Origin of the sequence: Rhodopirellula baltica SH 1, from assembly GCF_000196115.1 — a bacterium.
GTDB classification, from domain to species: Bacteria; Planctomycetota; Planctomycetia; order Pirellulales; family Pirellulaceae; genus Rhodopirellula; species Rhodopirellula baltica.
On record NC_005027.1, the window covers coordinates 457,850 to 470,187 of the forward strand.

A 12,338-nucleotide genomic window follows, 5' to 3' on the forward strand; every position below is an offset into this window, starting at 1 on the left:
GATTCATGGCGCGGAAAGGCACAGCCGATCGCACACGCCACATCGCTAGGATCGACCGTTACAACCGGCGGACTTCATCTAATCCGCACTTTTTGACATTCGGTTGTGACGACGGCCGGATCGAAGCGGAACTGCTTGTGGTGAACCGCAGAGAGTAGGCGGATGGAAGCCTCGCCAGGAAGATCGATCTGGGGTTGCGGCGGAGCGATCTGGACCGGGACCGAGCTGCTCATCTAGAGTGACGGAGTCGATCGTCATGATCTTGGCCAATGCCTCGGCGATTCGCTTGTTTTCGTCTTTTTTCCGGAGAAATCACCATGCGTACGAACCTGGTCGCCTCAATGGTTTGCGTTGGATTCGGCGTGTTGATCGGGCTATGCCTGTCTTTGGATTCGGCCGATCACGTTTTTGCACAAGACTCACCCGCCATCCGCCAACCAGAATCGCTGGCGGGCGTCCCGCATTCACTCGACGGTACCCCCACGCTGATACAGGCTCGACCGGGCCGAGACGTGGGGGCATCAGGCGAAATAATCGGATTTTCCCATGTGGATGAGTCAGGAACGCAAGTAATTAGTTTGGTAAACACAGGAAAACTGTGGATGGCTGTGTATCATGTGGGTCCCGATGGCGAGATCCGACTGGTGAGCAGCCGCGCTATCGATGCCGATTTTTCATTGGAACTCAACGCGACGGCGCCATTGCCCGACGACATTCGTCGAATGCAAGGGAAGACGAAGCCACGTTGAGGCGGCAATTCTGCATCTGAACGGCCCGTTTCTGTTGGCGATTCGCCGGAACGGTCATTAAGATGGGGATGGCAGGGAAGCTACATCATAACGACACCTTCTGACGCCCTCTATCCTTATCTCAGCGTTGCCATGGCCTCTTATTTGTCTCTCGAAGACGCCGCCAAACAACTCGGAATTCCCGCCGACAAACTGATTGATCTTCGCAGCCAAGGTCAGGTCCGGGGTTTTCGTGATGGTTCCAGCTGGAAGTTTCCTGAGGCAGAGATCGAGCGTCTAAAAGACGAACTTCCAAATATGTCCGGATTGGGTTCCGGAATTTTGGCTGCCGATGGCGGTGGATCAAAAATCGGATCCGTGATCGGCGGCGATAATCCGGCCAGCGACGACAGCGGTTTGGATTTGGATATTGATTCGCTCACTGGCGGCAGCGACGTCAACCTCATCGCCAGCGACTCCGGTGACGGCAGCGACGTGACGATCGTTCCCGGTGCGAAAGCGGACAGCGACGCACCGCTGAAGATTGACCTGGATGACCTCAATCTTTCGGGATCGGCAATCTCACACGACAGTGGCGATTTGGAATTGGAATCACCCACGCCGGGCCCACAATCGAACAGCGACAGCGACGAGTTCAATCTCGGAAGCTCCTTGGGCTTGGACAGCGATTCAGATGACCTGACGCTGGAACCAGTCAAAGGGACCGCGCCCGTCGAAGGTGCCAAAAGCCAATCGGATTTGTCCGGTTTGGGCGGAGAAGACAGCGACGGCCAATTGGATTTGGGCGATATCAGCTCGGACGAGCAAGCCAGCAGCCTGGAATTGATGGGCGATCTGGATCTGGACAGCAGTCCATCAGCGATTGAATCAAAGAGTCACGCGGGCAGCGATGTGCTGAGTGAACTCGATTTGTTGGCCGGTGACGCGGCGGGAAGCGGATTGCTTTCCGGAAGTGGTGACTTGCTGGGCAGTTCATTGATGTCGGCTGAATCTGGCGGCTCATCCGGAGTGGATGATGCACTGGCCGACGATGACGACTTGATCATTGCGGACGATGACGACGACTTGGTGGTCAGCGGTGCGGGAAGCGATATCTCAATCGCCGGAGACAGCGGTATCAACTTGATGAGCCCGTCCGACAGTGGCCTTTCCCTGGAAAGTGAGCCTCTGGATTTGGCAGGCAGCAGCATCTCCGCCCTCGACTTGGGTGCAGAGCTAAACGAAGGTTCGGGCACCGGAAGCGGTCACGATGGGAGTGGCTTGGTTCCCGCCAGTGAAATGGGATCGGGAATCGATTTCAAAGGTGACGATGAATTCCAATTGTCCGCTTCGGGAATTCAGATCGATGGCAACGAAGAAAGTGCCTCTCAAGTGATCGAAGTTGTCGATTCGGAATCGGTCGACATCGAAGAAGTTGATTTCGACGGTGCCGACCAGGTGGACGCCTTCGATGAAGCTGGCGACAGCGGTTTCGCAATGGATGATGACGTTGCGGAAGTCGATGCACTGGACGATCCAATGGACGGCGACGGTTTGATCGACGAAAACGCGGCGGTCGCTTCGGCGGGGGCTGGTGTTCGAGGCGGTTACGAGGTTCCGTTCACCCTGCTGCAAACGATCGGATTGCTACTGATCCTCAGCGTGATGAGTTTGGGCGGCATGTTGATGACCGACTTGGTTCGCAACATGTGGAGCTACGCCGAGCCTTCCGCTCCCGTCAGTGCACTGACCGACATGCTGATCAGCGTCGCCGGTTGGTGATAGTGATCTCATAGCGGCAGTTGGTTTCTTACCGGCTGCCCCTCTTGGCCGGCGATGAAACTCGCATTCTCAGCAAGTCGGCTGGTAATCGGGAAGGCGGATCGCCGCGCGATCACCTGATGGGCGGACGCTGCTTTCAAAGCGACACGCTCCATTCAATTGTTGCAGAAATTTCGCGTAGGTGATCCACGTCAATTTGTTGCATCCGCGAAAACCATCACCCGAAGCCTGAGACGGTTCAGATCCCGGGTCCTGGGTAGCGTTCTGTAACAAATCGCCGTTTGTGTCGTGCATGGCACGCTCAGTCGACGCCCTGATGGTGGGGAAATATTTCTTAGGGAAATCGTTTTGATGGCGAATTATTTGCCGCAATCGGGGTCCCAGGCGAATAATTTACGGTGAACGAGGGCACCGCACCTGGTATGTTATGGATGACTGGTGCGCGTTCTGGTTTGCCATGACGCGTTCTAGAGAGATGGAGTTAATTTTTGCGACATGATCGCTGTCCCTATCCGGTAAGGATTTACCCACCGATGAAGCACTTGTTTTCGCTCACTCTTTTGTTTGCATGCCTCACCCTCGCGTTTTCTGGTTGCGACAAGGCGGAAGTCGTTGAACCGACCGCGGCTGAGGAACCTGTCGAGCTGACTCCTGAGGAGCAAGCCGAATATGACAAAGAGATGGCCCAACAAATGGGGAACTAGTCGCTGATCATGGCGTCGGCGTTCATCGATCGTTTTATTTATTGATCATTGCGTTTCGGTTCTTCGAACCGAGACGCTTAGAGCCGCCCAGCGTCGTTCCTTGTCACTCTTCAATACTTTTTTGTTGTTTTCTTGTTCCGAATCGGAGACTTGTTTTATGTCGAATCGTTCTAAATCTCGTACCGGCTTTACGCTGGTCGAGCTTCTCGTGGTGATCGCCATCATTGGCGTCTTGGTGGGGCTGCTTCTGCCAGCCGTCCAAGCTGCACGTGAAGCTGCCCGACGCATGAGTTGCAGTAACAACTTCAAGCAGTTGGGCTTGGCGGTGCACAACTATCATTCCGCCTATAATCAACTCCCAACCAACTACGGTGGAACGACACCCGTCGCGCCACTGAACGCTGGCCCAGGTGGAGTAACCAACTGGTGGGAGAACAGCAACTTCGGAAACCACGAATTGCTGTCGATGTTGATCGGCCTGACCCCATTCGTGGAAGCTCAGGGAACTTGGGAGCAGATCTCAAACCCGTTCCCCGCCGACACGAACAATGACGGCACGATTGACATCACGTTCCCGGCGATGGGCCCAACGCCCACACCTGGTGGAGCTGACCGGAATTACTACTCACCTTGGATGACGGACCTTCCGTTTCTGCGTTGCCCAAGCGATCCGGGCCGTGGTGCTCCAACGATGGGACGTACGAACTACGCTCCATGTGTTGGTGACAACATGAACCGCTGGAACGGTGGTAAGAATGGTGACTTGACGGTCAACAACTGGGCGATGGGCGTGCAATCGCGTAACCGCGGTTTCTTCATCCCTCGTGATGTGTCCAAGTTCCGCGACATTCTGGACGGATTGTCCAACACCATCGCAATGGCTGAGATCGCCACTGACTTGAACGATGGTGACAAACGGACTTCGTTGGCTGTGACGACGGGTGGTACCTACCTATCGAACCCAAATCACTGTGAACAGAATTTCTTGGACCCTGAACGTCCACAGTTTTGGATCGATCCCGACAGTCCCGGATCCGGACAGTCTCCTGGTGACGAGCCTCGTGGGCTCGGTGCTGCCACTTCGCGTGGTGCACGTTGGGCCAACGCCCGGCCGATTTTCGCAACAGTGAACACCATTCTGGCACCAAACAAAGGCGTTTGTGCTGACAGTTGGCCAGAAAACGGTGCGATTGCTCCTCCCAGCAGTCGTCACCAAGGTGGTGTCCACATCCTGATGGGTGATGGTGCGGTGAAGTTCATTACCGACTCGATTGAAGCCGGTAACGCATCAGCACCTATGCCTAACCCAGGACAGAAAAGTCCTTACGGCGTTTGGGGTGCTTTGGGAACTCGTGCAAGCCGCGAAGTGATCGACACCGAATTCTGATCCTCCGTTTCCGTATCGTTTGAACATGCGAACCGCCCTTCAATTTGGAGGGCGGTTCTTTTTATGGGGGCGGGAGTCAGCCCTTATTGAAATTCAATTGGCAACTCGGATTGCAAATCTGGACGCCCTTCGCTTACTTGCCACGGGGTCTGACCAGTCAGTTGGCCAACGATCTTCGCTCGCACACTTTCGACATCCACTGTGTCATCCCGAGGCAGCGTCATTGCGATCGAAGCCCAGGCTTCCGCTTCCCAAAGCCGTCCGAGCTTTTCAAGTTCGACCGCGATGTCGGTGGCCAGTCGACGCGAAATGCTGCCCATTTGATCGAAACGCTCCATGGACGATCGAATTTGTTGCAGGCTTTCGAGGCGATCTGTGATTGAGCTGATCTGATCAGGTGAATCGATCTTCAAGTCGTTGGCGAGTTTAAGGATCGATGACCAAGGTTTTGTCAGATCGGGATTTCGTTGGCTCGCGTTCCAATAAAAACGCAACGCATTTTGGGGATCCTTTTTCGCGGCGGCGATGGTCGCTTTTGCGATCCAGTATTCGGCTTTGGTGTCGAGTGATGATGTGTCTTGTTTTGAAAGCCACTGTTCATACGCGTCGATGTCGCCACTTTCTGCGAGAGCCATTGCGTAGAGTAATTGAGCCGGCTGAAATTCAGGATGTTGCCCCGTGATCTGTTGAAGAAGCTTGGTTGCCTCGTCGACTTCACCGGAGTTCAGCAATTTGTTCGCCTGTCGCAACAGCGGTCGCTTGTCATCAGGATTTCGGCGAACCATTTCCAATGTGGATCCAAGATCATCTTTGGCCGAAGGCGGGATTCCGAGCGATAGCAAAAGTTTGGTGTCGAATTGTCGCTGGCGAACCAAGGTCCGTCCGTGTGGAATGGCTTCGGCACGGTTGCCGCTGTTGATGTACAGGTCGTACAACCAACGACGCGTGGCATGGCGTGATGGAACCGCTTCGATCGTTTCCTCCAGCAGGTCGATGGCATCGTAGAGGCGTCCGGCACCAACCAATGCAATCATTGCCTGGCGGACTCGCCCGTCATTGCTGAATGATTCCACTGAGCAGGCTTTCGTTAGAAGGTCGGCTACTTCATTGGGTTTCTCGAGATGCTGGGCAACCATCGCAACCGAAGCGATCGCGTCAGCATCATCCGGATGGGCTTTCAACACCGCGTCGGAATACTGCCACGCTTCGGCCCACTTTTGTTTTCGCATTGCCAGGCGAAGTTCACCCAGGGGGCGTTCTGGGGTTTGGCGTGCTTCGGGGGGATCTTGTTTTCCGCAACCGGTTGTGACGGTCAATGGAAATGACAAAAGGACAACCATTTCAAGCTTGCGTCGAGCGCCGGAGCGGCTTGGCTGTTTACTTGGATGCATGATGGTCTCGAGATGCTTGAACGGTATTCACGGTCGTCGATGCTCGGTGATCGAAGCGAGTTGGCAGAAGTATTCAGGCAAACTGCATTCCGGCAAACCGCTTGCATAGCCGTTGCCGCTGCTACCCCGTGCAATTGGGACGAATGCTCAAACGGATCGTTGCGTTCAACGCAGCCAGTTTCTGCCAAATTGGTTAGGAACATTCGTGTTTGCCGGTGATCAATAATGCCACCGAATGAGTGACGACCGAATGCGACGGACACTATAGTATTGTTGCCATGCAAAATCTTCGAACACACGCTGTTTTTGTCACTCTCGTGATGATGTTCGCGTCGATTGGCGGATGCCGCGAACGCGCCAATGAACCCGTTGCCAGTACGCCAAGTCCACCCACCGATGTTCAGACCGCATCGACTCAGCGGTCAAAGGAGTGGCATGAGCGTGTCGATCGCGAGGTGAAGGCGTTCTGTGCTGACTGTCACGTTTTGCCGTTGGCCACCAGTTCGGAGCGAGACCATTGGCCGGGGGAAGTCGACCAGGGGCTGAACTTGTATGAAGTTTCGGGACGGACTGATTTGAAGGTTCCCGCCCGCGATGATGTCATCGCATTTTTTGAAATGCAGGCGCCTGAAAAGTTCGATTGGTCGCCTTGGACAAAGTCCTTCCCCCAATGCAGGATCGATTTCAACACCCAGGCCGTTGGCTTGGCAAGCGATGAATCGACGCGTCCTCGACCGCCGGGGATTACAAACGTGCGGTGGCTCGACATCGGAATGAACGATGGTCCGGCGCTGGTCTACTGCGACATCGGGTCGGGCGCCGTTGTGGCTCATTGGCCCAATCGCGATGGAGGGACCTCGAAGCATCTCGCCACTCTCTTTCAACCAGTGCATGCCGAGGCATGTGATTTGGATGGCGATGGCTACAAAGACATTGTTGTCGCAGACATCGGGGAATTCGATGCCAACGATAGTGATCTAGGCCGAATCATTTGGCTGCGTCGACACCCGTCGCAGGAAGAATTTGAACAAGTGGTTTTGATGGAGGGGCTTGGCCGTGTCGCCGACGCTCGACCTGCTGACTTTGACAACGACGGAGACCTGGACCTCATCGTTGCTGAATTTGGTTGGCGACAGAGCGGACGAATCGTTCTCTTAGAGAATCAGATTTCGGAAGCCACAGTCGAAGTCGCTGATGGTAAGCAATTGGCAAAAAGCTTTGTCGCTCATGAGGTCGACAACCGCCACGGATCAATTCATGTTCCGCCCGTGGATCTGAATGAGGATGGCCTGATGGACTTTGTCGCGGCGATTAGCCAAGGATACGAAACCGTTGAAGCATTTCTAAATGATGGAGAAGGTGGTTTCGATCGTGAGGTGATCTTTGCTGCACCCGATCCCGCGTTTGGTTTGTCGGGCATTCAGTTGGTTGACCTGGATCAAGACGATGACTTGGACGTGCTGATGACCAATGGGGATTCATTCGACCGAGGTGTGAAGCCTTATCATTCCATTTGTTGGTTGGAAAACGAAGGTGCGTTTCCATACACGGTTCATGAGCTATGCAAGATGCCTGGGGTACTGTCGGCAAAGGCTGGTGACTTTGATGGTGATGGTGACTTGGACGTCGTCGCTGGATCGTTGATGGCGGGACCAATTCAAAAGCAGTTTGAGCAATTTGAGATGGCATCCATTTTGATGTTGGTCCAAACCGAACCGGGCGTGTTTCAGCCGACGTCGGTGCAACAACGAGCTCACCAACACGCTTCGATCGAAGTCGATGACTTCGACGGAGACGGAAAGATCGATTTTGCGATCAGCAACTTATTGCGTACTGCCAAGGGAAATGAACCGGACGTCGTCATTTGGTGGAATCAGTCGTCTGGTCCTTGATCTTTTTCGCGTGCTCTCGATCGACACGAATGAAATGATCGGCCATAGAAAGGGTCAGGCCTTGCAGTTTCATTCCGGCGAGGTCGTCGATTTGGGTGCTGGGCATGTGACACTGAACGCACTGGTCGGCAATGCTGACCGGTAGTTCCGGGCGCATCCCACAATGCTCGGCTTCGTGACAGTTCAAACATGCTTGGCGAAAGAATGCTTCGTCGCCACGCTGAGCGACGTGTGGATCGTGGCACGCCGTGCAGGTCATCTCTGAATTTAGAAAGCACTCACTCTTTCGAAGACGCGCCAGTTGGTTGCTGGTGTGAATACCGCTGTCGTCGAAATCAGGTTTCAGAGTGTGGTGAAAATCGCTGAGATCGTCGCCCGGCCGGAAACTGAAGGCGGGCTTCTTGAAATCGAAAGATCCTGAGTGGCACTGCCCACAAATATCCAGCTGCCTTTCCCGAGGAAGTTCATTCGGGTGGACAATGTGTTCTGCCGTTTTGGATTCCGGGTTTGCGATGTGATATTCGACGTGGGATTTTCCCGGGCCGTGGCAACGCTCGCAAGAGATTCCCCAAACCGCTGAGGACGATTGATAGTGGTTGGGTGGTTCGGTTTGCTCAATGTAAGTGACGTGGCATTCGAGGCATTCCGTGCGAATGACTCGGCCGAAGTTGGCATCGAGGTCTTCAAATCCGGGGCTGGTCAACCATCGGTCGGCACCGCTGAAATACGATGCAAACGATTGAAAGAGTCGATCCTCGTCCCAGTACAAGAATGTTTGAGCCACCTTGCCTGAGCCTGTGATGACATCCATCGGTACGTCAACGCTCCAATCGGCAAGTGAGACTTCCTGGACGACGGAGTCTTCCTTGGAGTGCATTGTCACAGAGAGGTCTGGATCGCTAGTTGTCAATTGATTGTCTGGCGACTCCAGCGATCCCAAAATGCGATTTTGTGTTGCGACACTGCTGGTCCGATGATGGGCGGTTAGCAAAAAACCGCTATGGCGAGTTTGGTGGCAGTCCGCACACGAATCCGCCCCGAGAAAGCCTTCTTCGTTGGCATGCTCAGCCGAAACCTCTCCCGGCGTTCGGCTGGCGGATGGACCGTCTTCCAGAGATTCAAACGGCAGGATCAAACGGGGGCGAGGTTTGTCTTCTTTCTGCAAAACCCACGACCCGGGAAGCACATCTTTTTGAGCTACCACCGTCGAGGTCACTCGCACCACATCGGTTGGTTGCTCGCTTTTGGGAATAACCGATGCAGGAGAATCCAGCTTTCGCGAAAGCTTTTCCACGAGTTCACTTTGATCGTCGGAATCATGGACGATGTATGCCACCGCGACGAACAGTCCGACGATGATCGCCGCGATCAACCAAACTCGGGAGCCTGATGAGTCAGCCAATGCAAACAACTTCGTAAGAGAGCGAGCAGCGAAATAACGGCGGGGAATAGGATCTCAGGTGCCCCTCGCCGCGACGGAAAGGACAATCTGGATTTTATCAAATTTGCTCGGGTGGCCTGTGGCCGGCATTCGACAAATACGACGAAAGTTGAACCCGGCCGACCGAACGAATTTTTGATCGCTGCGATTTGTGGCCAGACTGAGCTTGCCTTGACCTGATGAGGGATTGTGGGGTAATCAACACATTGTGAACTTCCCACCTTGTGTTCCCTACCCAGGAATCCCACCCCATGTTTCGTCTGGTTTTGTTGTCATTGATGGTTGCTGGTTTTTCGCTGGCCACTCCGTCCGCTGCTGAAGTTTCGGCTGCTGAAACCGTGAACTATCGCTGCAAAGAATGGAAAGCGAAGCACATTCACGACAAAAAAGCGGCCGACACAATCGAAAAGACGTTGAAGACCCTGAAGTGCGAGACTCAGCGTCACGCCCACAATGGTCACGATGACTTGAAGTACCGCTGCGTTGAATGGAAAACGCTGCAATTGAAGACGCACGACGAAGCTCACAAATGGGAAAAATGGTTGAAGGAATACGGCTTCGAAACTCAGCACAAACACTGAGTCGAGTCTTCACACCTTCCTCATTTGAAAGACGGCTTGATGGCTCACCGACCACTTTTGATGCCGCTGATGTCGCTGCCGATCTACTCCGGGTTGGCAATCCGTGCCGTTCAAGCGACGGGGCAGGTTGCTTCGCAGTGGATCGAATCCGCCGGTGATATCGTTGAGAATTTGCGTGAGCCAAAAGAGTCCGGGGACTCATTTGCAGACATTTTCGCCGGAACCGCCTCGGAATCTGGTTCGGGATCAAGCGAGTCGGAAAGCGGTTTGAACGCAATCCGCGAGACTTTGGGGAAATTTCTTCGAGACATGGGTTTGGCTCCCGGAACGGAAGTGAACCTGCAGTTGTCTGACGGTGAAATCCGAGTGGCATCGGACCACCCCCGAGCCGCCGAAATTGAGGATCGACTGTCACAAGAGACCACGTTGCTGTCGAAGATCCGGCAACAGATGTCAGGACAGCAACAATTTGAGTTCAACGTCGAAGTCGCACCTCGCGATGACTTGACGGGATGACGGCTTTTGTCAGAATGGCGCACAGGCCCGGAGGATAAGCGAATGGCTAGCAGGCTGATTCGAAATCAGTTGCCCAGCAATGGGTTGCGGGTTCGAGTCCCGTGTCCTCCGCTGTCAGAAAAAACCTCGCAAAGCAGATTGTTTTGCGAGGTTTTTTCGTAGGCTGGCAACCGCTTCCGAAGCCGCCCATCAAATCGCATCGTCCTTTCTACCGGTGCGAGACGGCTTGCTCGACCGTGCGGAGACGTTCCCGGCGGATGAAATTTGGGCATCGCGATCTCGATTCCGCTCAAAATCTCACCAGGTTCTCTTGTTGGCGACGCTCGCTGGTGTGTAGTAAAGCATGGTTGCAGAGTGGTCTCGGCATCCAATGCGCCTTCATGACGCAAACCGAATGCACGTGGCTCGCGGAAAATCGTGAGCCTGTCCGAGCCATCCCCTGCACTTTTGAATCAGAGCACCTGAACTCGAACGATGACGGGCATCCCCCTGCATCCCATTCGTTTATGAATATTGTCCGACTCATACCGCGGCTTACATTGCTTGGGTGCCTGCTGGCATCTCCGGGCGTCTCGGCTCAAGGTCCTGGCGGATCGTCGAGTCGGGCGAAAGCCTCTCAGACGACCGAAAAAATGACTTGGAATCCCAAGTCGATCAATGGCAAAAGCGTAGCAGACCCTGACGTTGTCACCGCCGGCGAAACGCTGGACAATTCTGATGTGGAAGGTGTTTCGTACGAGTCGTTCGGTTACGACCCATCAGGCTACGAAATTTACGAGGATGCTTATCGCGGTCCCGCTGTCACTTCGTGTGATGGATGTGGTAGCTGTGATCAATGCACGATCCGTCGTTCAGCAAGACGGTTCTGGGTGCGAGCGGAATACTTGCTTTGGTCGCTCGACGGAATGGATTTGCCGCCTCTCGTCACCACCAGCCCTGATGGCACCGACCCGGAAGACACAGGAGTGCTGGGGCAAGCCGGAACGACGACGTTGTTTGGCAACAACACCGTGTTGGACTCCATGCGTTCCGGCATGCGAGTGACTTTGGGTTGGAGCGACGACAATTGTGGCAACGGATTTGAACTGAGTGGGATGGGAATCTTCCGCGACGAAGAGACCTACCAAAGCAACCGAGGGCTGTTGGCTCGGCCGGTATTCGACACCGGTGCCGGTGCTGAGTCATCGATGCTGATCGCTCATCCGGATTTTCTTGCCGGGTCAGTGAACATCCAAGCCGAAAATGAGTTGGCGTCGTTCGAATTCAATCGCCGGCATTCGTTGTCTTCCATGCGAGGCCAACGCGTCGACTTCTTGTTGGGCTACCGATACGGAAGCCTTGAAGAAATGTTGCGGATCGATCAATCATCCGAATACACCGCGGCGCAGGGGCCGATCATCTCAGGAACGACAGTGGACCTGTTTGATCAGTTCGATGCAGAAAACCAATTTCATGGCGCTCAGGTTGGTCTTCAATTGCAACGATGTTCGGGCGCAACGACCTGGGACGCTCACGCCAAAATTGCCTTTGGAGTCAATCGAGCGGAGACGACGATCGCTGGTCAAACGACCAACACCGTTCCGGGCGGCGGATCGTCCACCTTTGCCGGTGGTCTGCTCGCTCAATCAACCAACATCGGGACATACGATGATTCGTCGTTCATGGTGTTGCCTGAGATCGGATTGAACCTGACCACCCAAGTTCATCGCGATATGAAGCTGACGATCGGATACAGCATGATGATTTGGTCCGATGTCGTTCGCGTGGAAGACGCAATCGATCGCAACGTCTCACTGTTCCCACCGGAAGCACCAACGGGAACGAATCAACCGGCTTATGATCTGACAACCAGTAGCTTCATTGCACATGGTTTGAACATCGGAGCAACGTTCCAGTTCTAAAAACTGGATGTTGGG

General features: G+C 54.3%; 10 protein-coding genes and 1 tRNA gene. 9 read left to right on the forward strand and 2 right to left on the reverse strand.

Annotation, left to right across the window (positions count from 1 at the left end):
- Positions 1-317: 317 nt before the first annotated feature.
- The 4 genes from RB_RS01785 to RB_RS01795 all read left to right on the forward strand — a co-directional run bounded on the left by RB_RS01785 (position 318) and on the right by RB_RS01795 (position 4,601).
- A complete protein-coding gene (locus RB_RS01785) occupies positions 318-749 on the forward strand; it encodes a hypothetical protein (RefSeq protein ID WP_231846117.1) in 432 nt (143 codons plus the stop codon).
- 132 nt (positions 750-881) lie between these two features.
- Positions 882-2,510, forward strand: a complete 1,629-nt coding sequence (locus RB_RS01790; RefSeq protein ID WP_007324689.1) for a helix-turn-helix domain-containing protein — start codon at positions 882-884, stop codon at positions 2,508-2,510.
- Positions 2,511-3,043: 533 nt separating this feature from the next.
- Positions 3,044-3,214, forward strand: coding sequence for a hypothetical protein (locus RB_RS27680; RefSeq protein WP_007331285.1), 171 nt, complete (start codon positions 3,044-3,046; stop codon positions 3,212-3,214).
- 157 nt (positions 3,215-3,371) lie between these two features.
- The gene (locus RB_RS01795; RefSeq protein ID WP_164921353.1) at positions 3,372-4,601 is read left to right on the forward strand and encodes a DUF1559 domain-containing protein; all 1,230 of its coding nucleotides are present in this window, start codon (positions 3,372-3,374) and stop codon (positions 4,599-4,601) included.
- A gap of 83 nt (positions 4,602-4,684) precedes the next feature.
- Here RB_RS01795 and RB_RS01800 read toward each other — a convergent pair whose 3' ends face one another.
- The gene (locus RB_RS01800; RefSeq protein ID WP_007331288.1) at positions 4,685-5,941 is read right to left on the reverse strand and encodes a tetratricopeptide repeat protein; all 1,257 of its coding nucleotides are present in this window, start codon (positions 5,939-5,941) and stop codon (positions 4,685-4,687) included.
- Between the two features lie 329 nt (positions 5,942-6,270).
- Here RB_RS01800 and RB_RS01805 point away from each other — a divergent pair, with 329 nt between their 5' ends.
- A complete protein-coding gene (locus RB_RS01805) occupies positions 6,271-7,884 on the forward strand; it encodes an FG-GAP repeat domain-containing protein (protein ID WP_164921354.1) in 1,614 nt (537 codons plus the stop codon).
- On the opposite strand, the gene RB_RS01810 is transcribed toward RB_RS01805, so the two are convergent.
- The gene (locus tag RB_RS01810) at positions 7,853-9,286 is read right to left on the reverse strand and encodes a cytochrome c family protein (protein ID WP_231846118.1); all 1,434 of its coding nucleotides are present in this window, start codon (positions 9,284-9,286) and stop codon (positions 7,853-7,855) included. The genes RB_RS01805 and RB_RS01810 overlap by 32 nt on opposite strands.
- 290 nt (positions 9,287-9,576) lie before the next feature.
- On the opposite strand from RB_RS01810, the gene RB_RS01815 reads away from it, so the two are divergent.
- The 4 genes from RB_RS01815 to RB_RS01830 all read left to right on the forward strand — a co-directional run bounded on the left by RB_RS01815 (position 9,577) and on the right by RB_RS01830 (position 12,323).
- Positions 9,577-9,906, forward strand: coding sequence for a hypothetical protein (locus RB_RS01815; protein ID WP_007325957.1), 330 nt, complete (start codon positions 9,577-9,579; stop codon positions 9,904-9,906).
- 39 nt (positions 9,907-9,945) lie between these two features.
- The gene (locus RB_RS01820) at positions 9,946-10,422 is read left to right on the forward strand and encodes a hypothetical protein (RefSeq protein WP_231846119.1); all 477 of its coding nucleotides are present in this window, start codon (positions 9,946-9,948) and stop codon (positions 10,420-10,422) included.
- A 29-nt stretch (positions 10,423-10,451) separates the two neighbouring features.
- Positions 10,452-10,533: transfer RNA gene (locus RB_RS01825), tRNA-Ser, on the forward strand.
- Between the two features lie 521 nt (positions 10,534-11,054).
- A complete protein-coding gene (locus RB_RS01830) occupies positions 11,055-12,323 on the forward strand; it encodes a BBP7 family outer membrane beta-barrel protein (protein WP_164921355.1) in 1,269 nt (422 codons plus the stop codon).
- The last annotated feature ends 15 nt before the right edge of the window (positions 12,324-12,338 follow it).